Origin of the sequence: Rhodococcus sp. IEGM 1409, assembly GCF_030056735.1 — a bacterium.
GTDB lineage: Bacteria > Actinomycetota > Actinomycetes > Mycobacteriales > Mycobacteriaceae > Rhodococcus_F.
The window spans coordinates 1,016,065-1,034,951 of record NZ_JASHKN010000001.1 but is presented as its reverse complement, the minus strand read 5'-3'; the positions used below and the strand labels follow the sequence as shown (position 1 = coordinate 1,034,951).

Genomic DNA, 18,887 nt, shown 5'->3' with positions numbered 1-18,887 from the left:
CAATGTGTTTCGCTTCTTCTCCACCGGAAATAGCGTGAGTGTCATGACTGAAACGCACGAAGACATCTCGATCATCCGTCATGGCGAGAATCTTGACGTCGTGTTCAACCGGCCGGAAAAGCACAACGCACTGACTCCTCAGATATACGACGCCATTGCCGGAGCCTGCCGGCGCGCCGACTCCGACCGCAAGATCCGGTTGCTCACCCTCCGCGGAGCTGGGGGAGAGGCGTTCTCGGCGGGTTCCGACATACGCCACTTTCAGACTTTCTCGAGCTTTCACGACGGACTCGATTACGAAAGTCGGTTCGTCGGGGTGCTGACCGAACTCGAGAAAATTCGGGTTCCCACGCTGGCGGTCATCGACGGTGTGTGCGCGGGCGCCGGGCTGCTGCTGTCGGCGGCGTGCGATGTGCGGATCGCGACGCACGGGTCCCGCTTCTGCCTTCCGATCGCGCGCACGCTCGGAAACTCGTTGTCGATCCATTCCGTGGCGTTGCTGGCGGACAGGATCGGCAGCAACGCGTCTGATGTCGTTGGTCGCTCGGGCGGGGGTCATGTCGAGCGACGAGGCTCTGCGGAACGGCTTCCTCAGCGACTGTGCAACAGAGGCCGAGTTCGTCAGCCTGACTGCCCAGGTATCGCGGGAACTGCTTGCGGCTGCCGGCGTGTAGTTCGGCGGTAGAACCAAAGGCTTGCGTTGGAGCGCGCTCTAACCCCTAGCGTTGCCGACCATGACAACAAAGACCTGGATCATCACTGGAGTTTCTCAGGGTTTCGGACGCGAACTTGCACTGTCCGCACTTCGATCGGGGGACGCGGTAGTCGCTGCAGTTCGTCGGCTCGAGTCCGTTGCCGATATCGCGTCGGAGCATCCGGATCGGTTCTCGGCGGTGACGTTCGACGTCCGCGATACCGCGGCAGCACCCAGCGTCGTCGAACATGCGCTCGAACATTTCGGTCGCGTCGACGTGCTGGTCAACAATGCCGGTCGCGGGATGGTCGGCGCGGCGGAGATGGTGGACGATTCGACCTTGCGGGATCTCATGGAACTGCACCTGATCGGACCCGCCGCGTTGGTGCGCGCCGTCCTCCAGTCGATGCGGGCGCAGGGCAGCGGGACGATCGTGCAGATGAGCAGTCAAGGTGGCCGGATGTCGTTTCCCGGCGTCGGGGCGTATTCGGCGTCGAAGTTCGCTCTCGAGGGTTGGTCGGAGGCTCTCGCCGGGGAGGTCGCGCAGTTCGGCGTTCGGGTGATGATCGTCGAGCCCAGCCGATTCCGAACAGCATTCAACACACCTGGAGTTCTGAGTTTCGCCGAATCATCCTCGGAATACCGTGATTTGCTCGATCCAGTTCTGCGAGACATGGCGGCGGCAGACGGTGTTCAGGAGGGTGATCCGGAGAAGGCAGCAGAGATCATCACCTCGCTGGTGCACAGCGAGAATGTGCCACTTCGTCTGCCCCTCGGAAAGGAAGCCGTGGGGCGGGTGTCCGCGTCGTATCGAAAGAATCTGGCCGAGGTATCCGTCTGGGCCGATCTGGCTCGCAGCGCCGATTTCGCGGATGCTGCCGGACCTGTCCGCCCGTTCTAGGCTGAGAGTCATGGCTACCGAAGACTTGATGCGTAAGGCGCTCGAGGCACTTGGGGAAGTGGATGGGCCCATGTCGATCGAGGTGATTCACCGACTCGTCGATGCAGGGGACGTTCAGGACCCGATGTCGATCGCCGAAGTCTCAGACCTGCTGGATGTCTCGGCACATACGCTGCGCTACTACGAGAAGATCGGTCTGGTCGCGGTCGATCGTGACTCGAGCGGACATCGTGTGTACGGTCCGGAATCTGTTCGCAGGCTGGTGTTTCTGACCCGCATGCGTATCTCGGGTATGGCGATTCGAGACCTGCAGCACTACGTCGAACTGGTTGACGCCGGTGAAGGGACAGTTCCGGAGAGGCTCGACATGCTGCTCGAGCACCGGGACACCGTTCGTCGGCAGATCAAGGAGCTCACGTTGTCTCTTGCTGCGACGGAGTACAAGATTGCGACGTACGGCGGGCGAACCGGGGAGCAGGAGTAGCGCCGGTTACTTGCCCTGCATTCGATCGAGCCCACTTTCCATGGACACTGCCAGTTGTTCGAGCGCGGAAAGGACCTTGCCGCGGTCCGGCCCGAGTTGGGTGAACAGTTCACCGTGAGCGGCGAGTTCGAGTGGGAAGACGTCGTTGACGACACTGTTTCCCTGGGCGGTCATCGTAATCAGTGCAGATCGCCGATCTTCGGGATTGCTCGTACGGGAGACAAGGCCTCGCTTCTCCAGCCGTGCGAGTGCCTTGCTGACTCCGGCCCGTGACATGCCGAGGCGTTCGGCGAGTCGAATCGCGGTGACAGGTTCCTCTGTGTACCTCAGTGGCACAAGCAATTCCACTTCCGATACGGTGAGGTCCGCGGTTCGGTACACCGGTTCGACTGCGAGTTCGAGAAGGGCCGTGATCCGTTTGAGTTGCGCGACCACTTCCATGGGCGAGGTGTCGAGGTCGGGATTGTTTTCGGCCCAGAGGTTGCAGGTACGGGAGCGCAGTGTTGGTTCGTTCACGATTCCTCAACTTTGTTAACCGGTAAACAAATTTGCTAGATTGACAGAATAGCCCACCGTCTCGGGTGGGACGATCTGCGGACTGGGGGAGCACATGAGGTTCGACGTGGTGATTGTCGGTGGCGGTGCGGCGGGGTTGAGTGCCGCACTTGTTCTGGCTCGGGCTCGGCGGCGAGTGATGATCGTCGATGCTGGTAACCCGCGCAATGGTGTCTCCGAGCACCTGCACGGGTACCTGACGCGGGATGGGGAGAGTCCTGCGCAATTACTTGCGGCCGGCCGCAAGGAGGTTCGCGGGTACGGCGGCGAAATGACGACAGGCACCGCAATCCGAATCGAGCGCACGGATGACGGTGGATTTCTTGTGCAAACCGACGCCACTGCGCCGCTGGAGGCGCGGACTGTTCTGGTGGCCACGGGGTTACGTGACGAGCTGCCGAACATCGCTGGGCTGCAAGATCGCTGGGGAGTCGATGTTTTGCATTGCCCCTACTGTCACGGATACGAGGTTCGAGATTCCCCGATCGGTGTGCTCGGTGGTGACAACAGGCCGTTCACCATTCATCAGGCGTCGTTGGTGCGTCAATGGTCGGAGGATGTAATCTTCTTCCCGAATCGCATCGAGCTGTCCGGAGCCGAACGGGAGCGGTTGACTGCCAGGGGGATTCGCATTGTCGAAGGCGACGTGGCCGGGGTGTCGGTTGGTGATGGTCGATTGGACGGCGTCGAACTGGCCTCCGGTCAGGTGATTCCACGGAGCGTGTTGTTTGTCGGTCCACGGTTTGTTGCGCAAGGCGATCTGTTGACTGGCCTGGGGTGTGAAGCCGACGAAAATGGTTGGGTGGTAACTGATCCCGCGGGGACTACAAGCGTGCCTGGAGCCTGGGCCGCGGGGAATGTGTCGGATTCTCCGGCGCAGTTGATCACCGCCGCCGCTGCTGGATCGAAGGCTGCGATTGCACTGAATCACTATCTGCTCGAGCAGGATATCGTGCGAGCGGTGGCGATTGCAGCCGAACTTCAGCCGAGTGTCACCGGAAGCAGCCCTCGCGGGGTCTCCTGAGCGATCTGGTCCAGCGCCGACTCCAGCGTCGGAAACTGATAGCGGAAGTTGTTGTCCGCGAGCACCCCTGGCGCTACCCAGCGGCTCTTGAGCACCAACTCGGCCTCGGTGCGGATAACCCGAGCCCCGAACTCCAGCATCCAATCGGGTGTAGGCACACCGTACCGTCGACCCAACGCTGCGCGCACCTGTCGCATCATCTCGTCATTGGTCACAGGGTGCGGGGATGCGATATTGACCGGGCCGGAGATCTCCGGATGCTCGTAGATGTGGATGATCGAGCGAATGACGTCGGCAATGTGAATCCAGCTGAACATTTGTCGTCCGTCGCCCATTCTGCCGCCGAAGCCCATTCGGGCGAGGTTGACGAATGGGTTGATCGCCCCGCCGCCGGCGCCGAGGACGATCGACATCCGTAGTGCCACTTTGCGAACAGGTGTCGGTGCTGAGAACAATTCGTGTTCCCACGCTCGCGCGACCGCGACGGAGAATCCCTTTCCCAGCTCTCCGTTCTTCTCGTCCATCGGTCGATCTCGTGCGTCTCGGTAGATCGTGCCGGTACTGGCATTCGCCCAGAGTGAGGGTGGACGCGGCGTACGGGTCAGTGCACGACCCAACAGTGCAGTCGTTTCCACTCGGGAGGAGAAGATTTCGTCAGCATTGCGCTTGTTGTAGCGGCAGCTCACGGAGCGACCGGCGAGGTTGACGAGCAGATCCGTGCCGCTGAGGACGTCGGCGACACCGTGCTCGTCGGACCACGTTGCATCGCTCGTTCCTCCCCGGCCGATCGTCCGAACGTCGACCCCGTTGGATTCGAGCGTTCGAAGAAGTTGTTGGCCTATGTAACCCGACGCACCGCATACAACGACGGTCTTCATGGTTCTGTGCTCCCCTCTGGAGAAACGACTTTGGTCATCAAGGCGGCGACGTCGCCGACCAGACCTCGTGCCACTGGCAGCCGGGCGAGTGTGAGCGCTTTCGCGATGATCGGTACCAGGCCGTCGACCAGGGAACGGGTGCGCGCTTGCCCTGGAGACGAGTCGGTAACCCAGTGCAGCGTCACGCCCAGATAGCTGAGCCACAAGAGTGTGGGGAGCTGGGTCTCCAATGACGACGGCATCCGCTGCTTCGACGCCGCCAGTGCTTCACGCATCAGATCGACGGCCATCGATCTCGCATCGGTCGACTCGGCCGAGAACGGGCTGGACTGTGATGTGGTGGGCAGGGCAACGTGCAGAAAAGTGCTGCCGAAGCCGTGATAGGGGCCCATGACGTCGAGACCGGTATGCAGGACGATCCTGAGATTTTCTGTCAGTGACCCACCTTCGCGAAGGAGTGGAAGCGCGAGCGCGCGGTGATCGCGTTGGATGACCAGATACAGCTCGTGAACCAGTTCGTCCTTACTGGCGAAGTAGTAGTAGGCATTCCCGAGCGAGACCTCTGCTTCATTCGCGATCTTGCGCATGGTCGTCGCTGCGAAGCCCTCGTCGCGGAAGAGCCGCAAAGCGGTTTCCACCAGCTTTTCCCTGGTCTCGATTCCGCGACTACTCATGGGCGCTCCTTCTTTGAACATGTTCAAGTGCAGCGTACGCCCTGAAGTTGAACACGTTCAAGAGTGAATCTATTGCCGGAAATATAATAAGCGCGCATACTAAATGAATGATTGAACTTGCCATCGGTTCGCCAAGGGGTCGGCGATGAACGCCTGGTTAGGGGTTGTCTCTGCCGAACATGTGCGTCGCGCAGTGGATCTCGGCATCGCACAGATCGGGCACGGGAAGAGGTCCGGATTGGCACGGATGAAGGCAGGTGACGTGCTTGTCTACTATTCGCCGGTCGAGTCCATCGGTGACCGAGATCCGTTGCGGGAGTTCACTGCTCTCGGCGTGATCGAAGAGGGTGAGATCTGGCAGGCGGACGAGGGTTGCTTCAAACCGTTTCGGCGTCGAGTGCGATACGAGCAATTCACGCCCGTTCCTCTTGGCGACGTGCGGAGTGACTTGGCGCTGACCTCGACGCCCAATTGGGGGTATCAACTCCGGCGTGGCCTGATTCCGTTGGATGGCAATGACGTCGAGATCTTGCGCTCGGTGACGAGCTGACACACTGACGCTGTGGCGAAGAAACTGGAAACCGACTTCGAGGACGCGGACGAGAGTCCCGGCCTGATGTTGTGGCGTGTCACCAACGCTTGGCAGGTTTCGATTCGCGCGGCGCTGCGACCCTTCGACCTGACCCACGTGCAGTTCGTTCTGCTCGCCGCACTGACCTGGCTGGATGCAGAGACGCCGATAACTCAACGCGGTCTTGCCGAGTATGCGCGCACCGACCCGATGATGACGTCACAGGTGATTCGGGCCCTCGAATCCAAGGGGTTTGTCGAACGACGTCCACATCCGACCGATGCTCGGGCTCGCTCGCTTGCCGTCACGCGGGTGGGTGCGGCCTTGGCCGGCAAGGCGAACCGCGCGGTGGAATCTTCGGACCGGGAATTCTTCGCCGCTCTGGGGGATCGTCAGGCGGCCTTCGTCACGATGCTCGGTGCGCTTGATCGACAGTAACGACTCTTAGTTTCGAGGAGATTGCTCTGTAGTTCTCTGCAGCAGTGCGAATTTGGCTTCCAGTCCGTCCAGCAGGGATTCCAGTGCGAGTTCGAAGCTGGCTCCGTCTATCTCGGCGGCACGCTCACGCAACAGGTGTGCTCGCGTGAGGTGCGGGTAACGCTCGGCGTATATCGCGGGATCGTCCACGAATCCGCCGGAGAACGTTGCCGTCGCAGCACCCATGACCACGTACTTGACGGAAGCGCCGATCAGCGTTGCCGTGCGCTGCGGCCATCCGGCGCGCACCAGGCCGCCGTGGATGGCGTTCGCGCGATCGAGGGCGATGGGCCTGACGCTCGGACCGTAGGCCAGATAGGGAACGATGTTGGGATGCTTGCCCAGGGCGGCGTGGTAGGACCGCGCCCACGTACGCAGCGCGCCGCGCCAATCGTCGGAGTCGAAGCCGCTCACGTCGACAGACTCCATGATGACGTTCGCGACGTCGTCGAGTAGCTCGTCCTTGTTGGCGTAGTGGCTGTACAGCGACGGGGCCTGTACACCGAGAACAGTGGCGAGTTTGCGCATCGAGAAGTCGGTCAAACCGTGCTCGTCCACCAGTTTCAGGGCAGTGTCCCTGATGATCGGCTTGCTCAGTAGTGGAACCCGCGGTCGCGCCATCGCACAGAACCCTTTCGTCTGAAAGTACTGGACAACCTTACACCGTGAGTTTATTATCGAATTAACCTAACAGTGTTCGGGAACGTGGAGGATCAGATGACACGGGTGTTCGAGAACAAGTCCGATCTCCTGGGAGCAGTCGGTGAAACGCTGGGTTCGAGCGAGTGGGTCGAGGTCACCCGCGAGATGGTCCATCAATTCGCCGACGCGACCGGTGACCATCAGTGGATTCACGTCGATGACGAAAGAGCCAGGCGTGAATCACCTTTCGGTGGTCCGATCGCGCACGGGTATTTGACGCTCTCACTCCTGCCGCTTCTGTCGAAGTCTGTGTACCGCATCGACGGGGCGAAGATGGTGATCAACTACGGGTCCGACAAGGTTCGATTCCCGAGTCCGGTGCCCGTCGGGGCCAGGGTTCGAAACACTGCAGTGCTCTCCGCTCTCGAAGAGTTGCCGAACGGCTCGCTGCAGAGTCAGATCACCAATACCGTCGAGATCGAAGGCGTGGACAAACCTGCTGTTGTCGCACAGACCGTCGCGCGAATCTTGTTTTGAAATCCTGCAATAAGAAAGCAGACGCCACATGAATCTCGAACTGACCAATGAGGACGTTGCGTTCCGCGAGGAGATGCGAACGTTCTTCACCACCGAATTCTCGCCCGAACTTCGAGCACGTGCAGCCGGATTCGGAAAGCTGACGCGTGAGGACATCGTTGCGGGCCAACAGATTCTGAACGCACACGGGTTGGCGGTTCCACACTGGCCGGTCGAATGGGGCGGCAAGGACTGGACTCCGGTTCAGCGCCACATCTATTCCGAGGAAATGCAGTTGGCGTCGGTACCCAACCCGTTGCCGTTCAACGTGAGTATGGTTGGGCCCGTTATCGCGGCCTTCGGCTCGCAGGAGCAGAAGGAGAAGTTTCTCCCGGCCACCGCCAACGCCGATATCTGGTGGTGCCAAGGTTTTTCGGAACCCGAAGCCGGTTCGGATCTCGCTTCACTCAAGACGGCCGCTGTTCGTGACGGCGCAGACTACATCGTCAACGGTCAGAAGACGTGGACTACTCTCGCGCAGCATGCCGAGTGGATCTTCTGTCTGGTTCGGACGGATGCCAGTGCCCAGAAGCGGCAGGCCGGGATTTCGTTCTTGCTCATCGACCTGGCAACTCCCGGCATCACGGTTCGCCCCATCAAACTGATCGACGGCAGCGTCGAGGTCAACGAGGTGTTCTTCGACAACGTCCGTGTGCCTGCGGAAAATCTTGTCGGCGAGGAGAACAAAGGCTGGGACTACGCCAAGTTCCTGCTCGGCAACGAACGCACGGGAGTCACGCGGGTCGGGTTCTCCAAAACCCTTGTCGCCACGGCCAAAGAGAAGGCAAGGGAGGTTCGCGTCGGAACCGGCACCCTCCTCGATGATCCGTTGTTCGCGGCTCGGTTGGCTGAGCTGGAAAACGAATTGCTTGCACTGGATCTGACTCAACTGCGAGTTGTGGCGAGTTCGGCAGACGGCAAGCCGAATCCGGCGTCTTCGCTGCTCAAGCTCCGCGGCTCCGAATTGCAGCAGGCAGCAACGGAATTGCTGATGGATGTTGCGGGTCCGGACTCGTTGCCGGTGAATACGGCCGAGATCGACTCGCCGGAGTGGGCGCAGCAAGAGGCGCCGCGCTACCTGAACTACCGGAAGGTTTCCATCTACAGCGGATCAAGTGAGGTACAGCGCTCCATCATTGCCTCCTCGATTCTCGGATTGTGAGCATCTGACATGAATTTCGAACTCGACGACGAGCAGACGATGCTCCGCGACACGACGCGCGAATTGCTCAGCCGCAGCTACGACGCGGAGAAGCGCAACGCCACCTCGGCTACTGACGAGGGATGGAATGCCGCGGTGTGGAAGCAGTTCGCGGAGCTTGGGCTGCTCGGCCTGCCGTTCGCGGAGTCTGACGGCGGAATGGGCGCCGGACCGGTCGAGACCATGGTCGTGATGACCGAACTGGGCCGCGCGCTTGCACCCGAGCCGTACTTGGGTGGTGTTCTGATCCCCGGCGGTTTGGTCGCTGCTGTCGGTTCGGCAGATCAGCGGGCGCGGCTCCTGCCGGCGCTCAGCGACGGGACCACTCTGTCGGCCTTCGCGCATACGGAACCTGGCACCCGCTGGCCGGTCGCCACCGTCACGACCGCGGCTTCACAGTCGGGATCGGGGTGGACGATCACCGGCGTCAAGAACCCGGTCCTGCAGGGCGACAGCGCGCACGTCGTGATCGTCAGCGCCGCACTTCCGGGCAACGGCACCGGGCTCTTCCTGGTAGATGCGGAAGGCTCGGGTGTCACACGGAGCACGTACGCCACCCACGACGGCCGACGCGGTGCGCAGTTCACGTTCACCGATGCCGCGGCCGAACAACTTGGTGAGGGCGGCGATGTCACGGCGGCGATCGTCGAAGCAGAGGTTCGGGCGCAGGCAGCTCTGTGCGCCGAGGCGATCGGGATCATGACGGAAGCGCTGCGACTGACGACGGATTACCTGAAGCAGCGCAAGCAGTTCGGCGTTCCGCTCGCGAAGTTCCAGACGTTGACGCATCGGGCTGCCGACATGTACGTGGCGCTCGAACTGGCGAGCAGTATGAGTCTGTACGCCACCATGGCCATCGCCGACGGCGTGATCGATCCGACCATCGCGTCGCGCGCGAAGCTGGCTGTCGGTCGCGCCGCGCATCAGATCGGACAGGAAGCGATTCAGATGCACGGTGGTATCGGAATGACGGCCGAGTATCCGGTCGGGCATTACGTCTCGCGGCTGGTGGCCATCGAACACACTTTGGGTGCCTCGGACGATCACCTTCGGGTGCTGGCCGGTGGCGTCTCGAACTATTCGATGGTGGACGTCACCGAGTAGTTCGGTGGTGAAGATAACGGGAGGTCACGCGCAGGTTCGCGTGACCTCCCCTTGTCCGTGCAGGGGCCGACCCCCGGTATTCGAGGTCGAGTAAAATCCCTGTGATCAGTCCGAGAAGAGAAAGGGATCGAAGTGACCGCGCATACCGAGCAGCTCGAGTTCCAAGCAGAAACACGCCAGCTGCTGGATCTGATGGTTCATTCAATCTATACGAACAAGGACAGCTTCCTTCGTGAGTTGATCTCCAACGCTTCGGACGCGCTGGACAAGCTCCGCCTCGAGTCGTACCAGGACAAAGACCTCAACGTCGACGTCTCCGATCTGCATATCGAGATCGACATCGACAAGGCGGCGCGCACCCTGACCATCCGCGACAACGGCATCGGCATGTCGCGTGACGAGGTCGTCGACCTGATCGGCACGCTCGCCAAGTCCGGCACCGCCGAAGTCCGTCGTAAGCTCAAGGAAGCCAAGGATGCAGCGGCATCCGAAGAACTGATCGGTCAGTTCGGCATCGGCTTCTACTCCACATTCATGGTCGCGGACAAGGTCACGCTGTTGACCCGCCGTGCCGGTGAAGATCACGCGACGCGCTGGGAATCGACCGGCGAGGGCACGTACACGCTCGAGCATGTGAACGAGGCGCCGCAGGGCAGCTCGGTGACCCTGCACCTGATGCCCGAGGATTCCGAGAACGGCCTGCACGACTACACGTCGGAATGGAAGATCAAGGAACTGGTCAAGAAGTACTCCGACTTCATCGCGTGGCCCATCCGCATGGATGTCGCTCGTACATCGACGCCGGCCGAGGGCGAGGAGCCCGAGGTCACCATCGACACCGAGACGATCAACTCGATGAAGGCTCTGTGGACTCGTTCCAAGGACGAGGTGTCCGAGGACGAGTACAAGGAGTTCTACAAGCACGTCAGCCACGCGTGGGACGAGCCCCTCGAAGTCATCCCGATGAAGGCCGAAGGTACTTTCGAATACCAAGCGCTGCTGTTCATTCCGTCGACGGCGCCGTTCGATCTCTTCATGCGTGAGCGCAAGGCCGGCATCCACCTCTACGTCAAGCGCGTCTTCATCATGGACGACTGCGAAGAATTGGTGCCCGATTACCTGCGATTCGTCAAGGGCGTGGTCGACGCACAAGACCTCTCGCTCAACGTCTCTCGTGAAATTCTGCAGCAGGACCGGCAGATCGCCGCCATCCGTCGTCGTCTGACCAAGAAGGTCCTCTCGACCATCAAGGACATGAAGGCGAACGAGCCGGAGAAGTACTCGACCTTCTGGACCGAGTTCGGACGCGCGCTCAAGGAAGGCCTGATGGCCGATGCCGACAACCGTAAGACGCTGCTCGACGTCTCGTCCTTCGCCTCGACCAACAGTGAAGAGGGCGTGACCACTCTCGCCGAGTACGTGGAGCGTATGAAGGACGGTCAGGAACAGATCTACTTCATGACCGGCGAATCTCGTCACCTCATCGAAAGCTCCCCGCACATGGAGGCTTTCAAGGCCAAGGGCCTCGAGGTTCTGGTACTCACCGACCCCGTGGACGAGATGTGGGTCGACGCTGTCTCGGACTTCGACGGCAAGACCTTCCAGTCGATTGCCAAGGGCGAGGTCGACCTCGACACCGAGGACGAGAAGAAGGCGGCCGAGGCCGAGCGCGAAGAGAAGGAGAAGGAATTCGGCGAGCTGCTGACGTGGCTGACCGAAACCCTGTCCGACGACATCAAGGAAACGCGTCTCTCGACGCGACTGACCACGTCGGCTGCCTGCATCGTCGGCGACGCGTTCAGCATGTCGCCGACACTCGAGAAGATGTACAAGGCTTCGGGTCAGCCTGTTCCGCACAGCAAGCGCATCCTCGAGCTCAACCCGGCACACCCGCTGGTCTCGGGTCTGCGGGAGGCTCAGGCCGCCAATGACAATGCAGAGAACCTGACGGAAACCGCTCAGCTTCTCTACGGCATGGCGTTGCTTGCCGAGGGCGGCGAGCTGAGCGACCCGGCGCACTTCACGCGTCTGTTGGCCGATCGACTGGCCCGCACAGTCTGATCTGGTCTATCTCGCTCGAACTCCCGGCATCCACCTTCATCGGTGGGAGCCGGGAGTTTTTTCTTGATCGTTTTCTATTGAGGACCGTTTCTGTCCGCAATGACTTCTAACGTAGTTCTCACAGGGCACGAACCACTAGCGAAGGAAAACATCATGAACGCACCGACCACCACCGTCACCGGCGAGCGCGCGGATCTCCTCCAGAGCCTGCGTCGGCATCGTGAATTCCTTCTCTTCACCGTCAAGAACCTCACCGACGAACAGGCTGCTTCGAGGCCGACCGTGAGCGAACTGTGCCTCGGCGGATTGGTCAAGCACGTCGGTCAGGCGGAAAAGGGTTGGGTCGACTTCATCCTGGAAGGGCCGGCCGGACTGGGCGGAGACTTCGATCCCACCCAGTGGTCGGAAGAGATGCAGCGGGAACGGGCGGACGAATTTGCCATGGTCGAGGGCGACACGCTGGTGGATATCGTCTCCGAGTACGAGCGGATCGCAGCAAGGACAGATGAGTTGATGGTCTCTCTCGAAAGCCTCGACATCTCGCATCCACTGCCGTCGGCGCCGTGGTTCGAAGCGGGGGCTCGCTGGTCAGCGCGGCGCGCGTTGCTGCACATCATCGCAGAGACGGCCCAGCACGCCGGCCACGCGGACATGCTTCGCGAAGCCATCGACGGTTCCAAGACGATGGGTTGACCGACCTGATGTTTACACATCACACAAATATGTAACACTAGTGTCTATGAGCACCGAAAAGTCTGCCTTGCAACCGCCGATGCAGTGGGACGCCTGGGGCGATCCGGCCAAAAAGCGTGAACTGTCGGACGCAGTCACATCGTTGCTGACCGGATTTCTCGGCGTCTCCGCACCGACTCGATCGCGTCTCGCCATCGAAGACGTCCAGGTGACTCCGTCCGCTATGGCTCAGTCGCATGTCGAAGCGCTGGCAGAGCTGGTCGGGGCCGAGTACGTCAGCACCAAGGATTCGGATCGAATCCGTCGGGCCGGTGGCAAGAGCACCCCGGATCTGCTTCGCCGTCGTAGCGCCGAGCCGCAGGACGCACCGGACGCAGTCGTCACTCCAGGGACAGACGCAGAGGTCGAGCAGGTTCTCCGACACTGCTCTGCCAACCGGATCGCAGTGGTCCCATTCGGCGGCGGCACCAGCGTCGTCGGCGGGCTCGATCCCATCCGCGACGGGTTCGACGCGGTTCTTTCTCTCGACCTGCGTCGGTTCGATCAACTCGTCGGGTTGGACGAGGAGTCGGGCATCGCGACGTTCGGCGGGGGAACCACCGGCCCACGCGCCGAGGAGCTACTGCGTGAGCACGGCTTCTCGGTCGGGCACTTCCCGCAGAGCTTCCTGTTCGCCACTTTGGGCGGGTTTGCCGCTACCCGATCGTCGGGACAGGCGTCGGCTGGATACGGACGCTTCGAGGACATGGTCCACGGCCTCACTGTCGTCACCCCGAGTGGTGTGGTCGAGACCGGGCGCGCACCGGCATCCGCCGCCGGCCCTGATCTGGGTGAGCTCTTTGTCGGCTCCGAGGGCACCTTCGGCGTCATCACGCACGTGACTGTGCGGGTTCACCGCCTGCCTGAGACCACAGTGCGCGAAGGGTGGAGCTTCCCCGACTTTGCCACCGGCGCAGCAGCATTGCGTGAGCTTGTTCAGGAAGGATCGGCTCCGACCGTACTGCGGTTGTCCGACGAGGCCGAGAGTGGCGTGAACCTGGCGACCACCGACAAGATCGGCGAGAACGCCTTCACCGGTGGTTGCCTCGGCATCACCACCTACGAGGGCACAGCTTCGCACACCGCTGAGCGGATGGCGGAGGCCCGCGCAATTCTTACCGCACACGGCGGGACGTCGCTAGGCGAGGAGCCTGGAAACAGTTGGGAACACGGGCGATTCGATGCGCCATATCTGCGTGACGCCTTGCTCGACGTCGGTGCTCTGTGCGAAACCCTCGAGACGGCAACCACCTGGGGTAACCTCGCGAACCTGCGCGCCTCGGTCACCGATGCACTGACGAAGGCTCTCGTCGAGCAGGGTACTCAGCCGCTCGTGATGTGCCACATTTCGCACACGTACAAGACCGGCGCTTCGCTGTACTTCACCGTGGTCAGCGCGCAGACCGAGGATCCGATCGCTCAGTGGCACAAGGCGAAGACTGCCGCGGGCGATGCGATCATCGCGGCCGGTGGCACGATCACCCATCACCACGCCGTCGGCGCTGATCACCGCCCGTGGATGAAGGACGAGATCGGTGAATTGGGCGCGAACATCCTTCGCGCAGTAAAGAATGCAGTGGACCCTGCCGGCATCCTCAATCCTGGAAAGCTGATTCCGTGACCGAAACCCGCAGTCAGATCGAGAAGGTTACCGTCCTGATCAATCCGATGGCGGGACATGGTCACGCGCCTGCGGCAGGACGCAAAGGTGTTGCGCAACTGCGCGCTCGGGGAGTTGCCGTCACCGAGATCATCGGAACCGACGCCGACGACGCCAAGAAGTTGGCGCGTCGTGCGATCGAGGAGGGCACCGACGCACTCGTGGTTGTCGGCGGCGACGGTGCCATCAGTATCGGACTGCAAGCTGCAGCGTTGACCGATACTCCCATCGGGCTCATCCCGGCAGGCACCGGGAACGATCACGCCCGTGAGTTCGGCATTCCCACAGGCGATCCCGAAGCAGCAGCCGACGTGATCGCAGACGGCGTCGTGCAGCAGTCAGATCTGGCGAAGATCACGCTGGCCGACGGTTCCGTCGTCTGGTCGGGAACCATTATCGCCAGCGGATTCGACTCGCTGGTCAGCGAGCGGGCCAATCGGATGTCCTGGCCCAAGGGGCCGATGCGCTACAACCTGGCTATGCTCGCCGAGTTGGCGAAGATGAAGCCGTTGCCGTATCGGATCGAACTCGACGACGAGGTCATCACGGTGGACGCGACGCTCGTGGCTGTTGGCAACGGCCGCTCGTACGGCGGCGGCATGCTCATCACCCCTGGCGCGTCGAAGTCGGACGGGTTGTTGGATCTGACCGTCGTCGGGCATGGTTCGAGGTTGCGTCTGGTGCGACTGTTTCCGCGGGTGTACAAGGGAACTCACATTTCTCTCGACGCGGTGCAGACGTACCGATCGAAGAAGGTCCGGTTGGTCTCCGAGGGCATCATCGCTTACGCGGACGGCGATCGGGTGGGGCCGTTGCCGATCACGATCGAGGCAGTTCCCACTGCGCTCAACATCTTGACGCACACTCGGATCTGAGTCGGTTCTGCCGACCACGCGGTAGCGGTGGTGTCAGACTTCTCGGATGAACGAATCGATGAAGTCGGTGCACCGCTGCACTGCGTGGACGTCGGAGTAATGGCAGCTCACCACCGAGATCCCGTTGACCGCTGCGGCCTGCCCGTCCCTGGTGGCGTACGCGTACCAAGTGCTGGGGCAACCGACGGGTCTCCCACATCCTCTGACCGAATGGACCATGTGGACGAGTGGTCGTGTACGCCACCTCTGCCACGGCCTTGCTGATCGGTGTTGCGGCGCTGGCCATGCTCGATGCCGAGCGTCACGCCGAGGGTGCCGCCATCACGTCGTACGGAACGGCATTGTGGTGGGCGATGGAGACGGTCACGACCGTCGGTTACGGAGACATGGCTCCCGTTACTACGACCGGGCGCTTGATCGCCGGAGCATTGATGATCGGCGGAATTGCGTTGCTGGGCATCGTGACTGCCACACTCGCTTCTTGGCTGGTCGAGCGCGTGGCGGAACAGGACGAGGCATCCCAGGCCGCGACGCGTAAGCAGGTGGCGGATCTGTCCGAGGAAGTCCGAGCCTTGGCTGCCCGCACGCACCGGGTTGATCTCGCGTCCGTCGATACCGATTCGCTGCGTCGTGAATTGGCGTCGAGGGGAGTCGTGGCGCAGCACGCGTCTTCGGACAATTGACCCGCATCACAGAGAACAATAGAACGATGGTCTGATAATCTTGTGTGATGGTGGCGACCCACGGATTTCAGCGCGCGCGCAGGCCTGAGCAGATCGAAGCACGTCGGTGCGCGATTCTCGATGCAGCCCGCGCGATGCTCGGGTCGAGGCCCGTCGCCGACATCAGCCTGCGTGAACTCAGTGAGAGCGTCGGCCTGGCGAAGTCGAACGTGCTTCGCTACTTCGACAGTCGCGAAGCCATCTTTCTCGAAGTGCTCGAAGAGAACTGGGTTGCGTGGTTGGACGGGTTGTCCGAGTCGTTGACTCCGACCGGTGGCGACTCACCGTTTGCCACTGAAATCCATGTGGCATCGACGGTTGCGGAATCGCTTGTCGCACAGCGTCTACTGTGCGAGTTGACGAGTGTCATGGCAGGTGTCCTCGAAAGAAACATCTCCGTCGACGTCGCCCGTGACTTCAAGAAGCGGGCAACGGTCAACTCGAGAAGGTTTGCGTCGCTGATTCATTCGCAACTGCCTCACCTCTCGGAGGGTGACGCGGCTCAATTTGCCAAGGTGACCCTGGTGATTGTTGCAGGCTTGTGGCCGACTGCCGAGCCCGCCGAATCCATGGTCGTCGTGCTGAACGAGATGCAGGCGCCCCCTGCTGCCGACATGTTCGCAACCGGCCTACGTGAAGGTCTGATCAATCAGCTCGTCGGGTTGTCGGCGCGAGCGGCAACCCGAACGAGCTGAGCACGTTCAGGCGCTGTGCAGCGTCAGGACGGTGATCTCGCTCGGTGCGAACACTCGGAAGGGTGGACCCCAGAACCCGGTTCCGCGGCTTGTGTACAACTGCGTGCGGTCGCCGTGACGGGTGAGCCCGTGCACCGACGGTTGATCGAGTTTGACCAGAAGGTTGAAAGGCCAGATCTGTCCGCCGTGGGTATGACCGGCGAGTTGCAGATCCACTCCCGCGGAAGCGGACTGAGTTACCTGCTTCGGTTGATGGGCGAGCATCAGGATCGGCAAATCGGGGTCGGTGCCGGCAAGGGCCATCTCGAAGTTCGCGCCGTGCCCGTCGAGTTTCGATCCCAGAGCGGTGGCGTCGTCGACTCCGGCGATGACTAGGTTGTCGCCGCCCTTGGTGACGACGAGGTGCCGGTTGTGCAGGGCATCCCAGCCGATCGAGGTCATGTAGTCGAGCCACTCCTGAGCCTCGTGGAAGTACTCGTGATTGCCGGTGACGTAGACACGAGCGAGTCTGGCTTCCACGGATGCGAGTGGGGTGGCTTGGCCGAGGCGCTGCTCCACCGTTCCGTCGGCAATGTCACCGACGTGGGCCACGATGTCGGCATCGAGTTCGTTGACTGCCGCGATGACGCGCTGCGACCACTTCTCGCGATTGATCGGCCCGAAATGGGTGTCGGTAATTGTGACTACTCGAAGCTTGTCCATCCCCGCTCCGAGGCGAGGGATGGTGACGTCGACGTACTTGATCCGAGGCAGCCGCATGGCTTCCCGATAGCCCCAGACCAGCAGAACGGCCGAGATGATCAGCGCCGCAACGGCGACAATTCTCGACCGAAGCGGATCCTCCACGCCCGCGACGAGCAGTCCGAGTCGCAGGACTTCGCCGAGCAGCGTCCACACGAACACGACCCAGATGATTCCGAGGAGCGCATCGCCGACCATGCGAATGGGATCACGATCGGTGTGGCCATGGCTGAGCACCATCGTGGCAGGCAGAGTGATCAACAGGACGGCAGACAGAACGGTGCCGAACACTGTGACGGTCGTCGGCCAGTCCGGCCGGATGAACAAACTCCACCACGGGTACACGAACAGTAGGGCCAAGATCGACGCGACAATCGCTGAAATGGCCACGATCCGCAACGGTCTGCGGCGCGGAGCTTGGACGACGTCGGTCGTCGGGGGTGTAGTCACTCCGTCCAGAGTAAAGGTCCACTGGTCTATTAACAAGGGGACGCCGGTCCGCTATTCGGTTGTCGGTGTCTTCGGCTAGTTTCCTGATGTTGAACTTGGTCCGAGCTCAGGTGGGTGGCACATGGAGAAGTACGACGTCAAAAAGGCCTACAAGGATCTCTATTCGCCCGGCCGTCGCGATTTTGCCTTCGTGACCGTCCCGCGCTTCGGCTACTTCGCCGTCGACGGTCACGGCGATCCCAACACTGCCACCGAGTACTCCGAGGCGCTCGAAGCGCTGTATTCGGTGTCCTACGCGACAAAATTCGCGAGCAAGAAGGAACTGGATCGCGACTTCGTCGTGGGCCCACTGGAAGGGTTGTGGCGGGCAGACGACCCCGAGGTGTTCGTGACGCGGGACAAGGCGTCGTGGGATTGGACGATGATGATCTCGCAACCGGAGTGGATCACGCAGTCCGAACTGTCTGAGGCGATTGCCGCAGTCCGAGCCAAGGCAGTCCGGGCCAAGAAGGACATTGCCGCTCTCGACAAGGTCAGGTTTCTCGAGTTGGAGGAAGGCCTGTCCGTCCAGATTCTTCACGTCGGCTCGTACGACGACGAAGCTCCCACCCTGGACCGGCTGCACAACACCTTCATCCCGTCGAACGGCCTGAGCTTCAACGGCGATCATCACGAGATCTACCTCAGCGACGCTCGCCGGACGCCGCCCGAGAAACTGAAGACGGTTCTGCGTCAGCCTGTTTCGAGGTCGTGACTGCGTTCGAGGTAGTGATTAGGGCTCGAGGCCGCGCAACTTTTCGAGGTCGCGTCGCTCACGTTTGGTCGGTCTGCCGGCGCCGCGATCACGTCGCGGGATGGACGCGATCAGTTCGGGAGGCGGTGGGGGTGGTGAATTATCCTGCAGGCAATCGGCGGCCAGCACAGCGCTGACTCGTTTCGTGATCGGCTTGACTACTACGACGATGCGCTCGATGCCGGATACGCGCACCCGTACCTCGTCGCCGGCTTTCACCTGCTGAGCCGCCTTTGCCGACGTTCCGTTGACCCGAACGTGTCCTGATCGGCATGCGGTCGCCGCCTGCGAGCGTGTCTTGAAGAGTCGAACGGCCCACGTCCAGCTGTCCACGCGGACACTGATCGCGTCGGAGGGGAGTTGGACTGGCACGCTCT

The 18,887-nt window shown here is 61.6% G+C and carries 22 protein-coding genes; 16 read left to right on the top strand and 6 right to left on the bottom strand.

Annotated features, from left to right (window positions below):
• Window positions 1–43: 43 nt before the first annotated feature.
• Genes QM716_RS05130 through QM716_RS05120 form a run of 3 tightly spaced genes read left to right on the top strand, consistent with a single transcriptional unit; the run spans window position 44 to window position 2,079 of the window.
• Window positions 44–685: an enoyl-CoA hydratase-related protein gene (locus tag QM716_RS05130; RefSeq protein ID WP_283302780.1), complete on the top strand. Its 642-nt coding sequence runs from the start codon at window positions 44–46 to the stop codon at window positions 683–685.
• Between the two features lie 49 nt (window positions 686–734).
• Entirely contained in the window at window positions 735–1,595 is an 861-nt protein-coding gene (locus QM716_RS05125) for an SDR family NAD(P)-dependent oxidoreductase (protein ID WP_283302779.1), read from the top strand.
• Between the two features lie 10 nt (window positions 1,596–1,605).
• Window positions 1,606–2,079 carry a MerR family transcriptional regulator gene (locus tag QM716_RS05120; protein ID WP_283302778.1) on the top strand — a complete coding sequence of 158 codons (474 nt, stop codon included), beginning with the start codon at window positions 1,606–1,608 and terminating at the stop codon, window positions 2,077–2,079.
• Window positions 2,080–2,085: 6 nt separating this feature from the next.
• Here the strand turns inward: QM716_RS05120 and QM716_RS05115 are convergent, their stop codons facing one another.
• Entirely contained in the window at window positions 2,086–2,595 is a 510-nt protein-coding gene (locus tag QM716_RS05115) for a MarR family winged helix-turn-helix transcriptional regulator (RefSeq protein ID WP_283302777.1), read from the bottom strand.
• Between the two features lie 94 nt (window positions 2,596–2,689).
• Here QM716_RS05115 and QM716_RS05110 point away from each other — a divergent pair, with 94 nt between their 5' ends.
• Window positions 2,690–3,658, top strand: coding sequence for an NAD(P)/FAD-dependent oxidoreductase (locus QM716_RS05110; protein ID WP_283302776.1), 969 nt, complete (start codon window positions 2,690–2,692; stop codon window positions 3,656–3,658).
• Here the strand turns inward: QM716_RS05110 and QM716_RS05105 are convergent.
• Window positions 3,616–4,536, bottom strand: a complete 921-nt coding sequence (locus QM716_RS05105) for a TIGR01777 family oxidoreductase (protein ID WP_283302775.1) — start codon at window positions 4,534–4,536, stop codon at window positions 3,616–3,618. The genes QM716_RS05110 and QM716_RS05105 overlap by 43 nt on opposite strands.
• Window positions 4,533–5,210 (bottom strand): TetR/AcrR family transcriptional regulator, encoded by a 678-nt coding sequence (locus QM716_RS05100; protein ID WP_283302774.1) that lies wholly within the window; start codon window positions 5,208–5,210, stop codon window positions 4,533–4,535. Before QM716_RS05100 ends, QM716_RS05105 begins: the two co-directional genes overlap by 4 nt.
• A 145-nt stretch (window positions 5,211–5,355) precedes the next feature.
• Here QM716_RS05100 and QM716_RS05095 point away from each other — a divergent pair, with 145 nt between their 5' ends.
• Window positions 5,356–5,760, top strand: a complete 405-nt coding sequence (locus QM716_RS05095) for an EVE domain-containing protein (protein WP_283302773.1) — start codon at window positions 5,356–5,358, stop codon at window positions 5,758–5,760.
• A gap of 12 nt (window positions 5,761–5,772) precedes the next feature.
• Entirely contained in the window at window positions 5,773–6,219 is a 447-nt protein-coding gene (locus QM716_RS05090; protein ID WP_283302772.1) for a MarR family winged helix-turn-helix transcriptional regulator, read from the top strand.
• 6 nt (window positions 6,220–6,225) lie between these two features.
• Here QM716_RS05090 and QM716_RS05085 read toward each other — a convergent pair whose 3' ends face one another.
• Entirely contained in the window at window positions 6,226–6,879 is a 654-nt protein-coding gene (locus QM716_RS05085; protein WP_283302771.1) for a TetR/AcrR family transcriptional regulator, read from the bottom strand.
• 96 nt (window positions 6,880–6,975) lie between these two features.
• Here QM716_RS05085 and QM716_RS05080 point away from each other — a divergent pair, with 96 nt between their 5' ends.
• The 9 genes from QM716_RS05080 (at window position 6,976) to QM716_RS05040 (ending at window position 16,526) form a co-directional block, all read left to right on the top strand.
• Window positions 6,976–7,437, top strand: a complete 462-nt coding sequence (locus tag QM716_RS05080) for a MaoC family dehydratase (protein WP_283302770.1) — start codon at window positions 6,976–6,978, stop codon at window positions 7,435–7,437.
• Between the two features lie 28 nt (window positions 7,438–7,465).
• Complete coding sequence (locus tag QM716_RS05075) at window positions 7,466–8,638, top strand: acyl-CoA dehydrogenase family protein (RefSeq protein ID WP_283302769.1); 1,173 nt, start codon at window positions 7,466–7,468, stop codon at window positions 8,636–8,638.
• 9 nt (window positions 8,639–8,647) lie between these two features.
• Complete coding sequence (locus tag QM716_RS05070; protein WP_283302768.1) at window positions 8,648–9,781, top strand: acyl-CoA dehydrogenase family protein; 1,134 nt, start codon at window positions 8,648–8,650, stop codon at window positions 9,779–9,781.
• A gap of 132 nt (window positions 9,782–9,913) precedes the next feature.
• Window positions 9,914–11,842 (top strand): molecular chaperone HtpG, encoded by a 1,929-nt coding sequence (gene htpG / locus QM716_RS05065; RefSeq protein ID WP_283302767.1) that lies wholly within the window; start codon window positions 9,914–9,916, stop codon window positions 11,840–11,842.
• 153 nt (window positions 11,843–11,995) lie between these two features.
• A complete protein-coding gene (locus QM716_RS05060; RefSeq protein ID WP_283302765.1) occupies window positions 11,996–12,535 on the top strand; it encodes a DinB family protein in 540 nt (179 codons plus the stop codon).
• Window positions 12,536–12,581: 46 nt separating this feature from the next.
• On the top strand, window positions 12,582–14,195 hold the full coding sequence (locus QM716_RS05055) for an FAD-binding oxidoreductase (protein ID WP_502941948.1): 1,614 nt from the start codon (window positions 12,582–12,584) through the stop codon (window positions 14,193–14,195).
• Window positions 14,192–15,109 (top strand): diacylglycerol kinase, encoded by a 918-nt coding sequence (locus QM716_RS05050; RefSeq protein WP_283302764.1) that lies wholly within the window; start codon window positions 14,192–14,194, stop codon window positions 15,107–15,109. Before QM716_RS05055 ends, QM716_RS05050 begins: the two co-directional genes overlap by 4 nt.
• A gap of 233 nt (window positions 15,110–15,342) precedes the next feature.
• Window positions 15,343–15,792 (top strand): potassium channel family protein, encoded by a 450-nt coding sequence (locus tag QM716_RS05045; protein WP_283302763.1) that lies wholly within the window; start codon window positions 15,343–15,345, stop codon window positions 15,790–15,792.
• A gap of 47 nt (window positions 15,793–15,839) precedes the next feature.
• A complete protein-coding gene (locus QM716_RS05040) occupies window positions 15,840–16,526 on the top strand; it encodes a TetR/AcrR family transcriptional regulator (RefSeq protein ID WP_283302762.1) in 687 nt (228 codons plus the stop codon).
• Between the two features lie 6 nt (window positions 16,527–16,532).
• Here QM716_RS05040 and QM716_RS05035 read toward each other — a convergent pair whose 3' ends face one another.
• Window positions 16,533–17,717: a metallophosphoesterase gene (locus QM716_RS05035; RefSeq protein WP_283302761.1), complete on the bottom strand. Its 1,185-nt coding sequence runs from the start codon at window positions 17,715–17,717 to the stop codon at window positions 16,533–16,535.
• Between the two features lie 121 nt (window positions 17,718–17,838).
• Here QM716_RS05035 and QM716_RS05030 point away from each other — a divergent pair, with 121 nt between their 5' ends.
• Window positions 17,839–18,471 carry a GyrI-like domain-containing protein gene (locus QM716_RS05030; protein WP_283302760.1) on the top strand — a complete coding sequence of 211 codons (633 nt, stop codon included), beginning with the start codon at window positions 17,839–17,841 and terminating at the stop codon, window positions 18,469–18,471.
• 18 nt (window positions 18,472–18,489) lie between these two features.
• On the opposite strand, the gene QM716_RS05025 is transcribed toward QM716_RS05030, so the two are convergent.
• A complete protein-coding gene (locus QM716_RS05025; RefSeq protein WP_283302759.1) occupies window positions 18,490–18,882 on the bottom strand; it encodes an RNA-binding S4 domain-containing protein in 393 nt (130 codons plus the stop codon).
• Window positions 18,883–18,887: the final 5 nt, after the last annotated feature.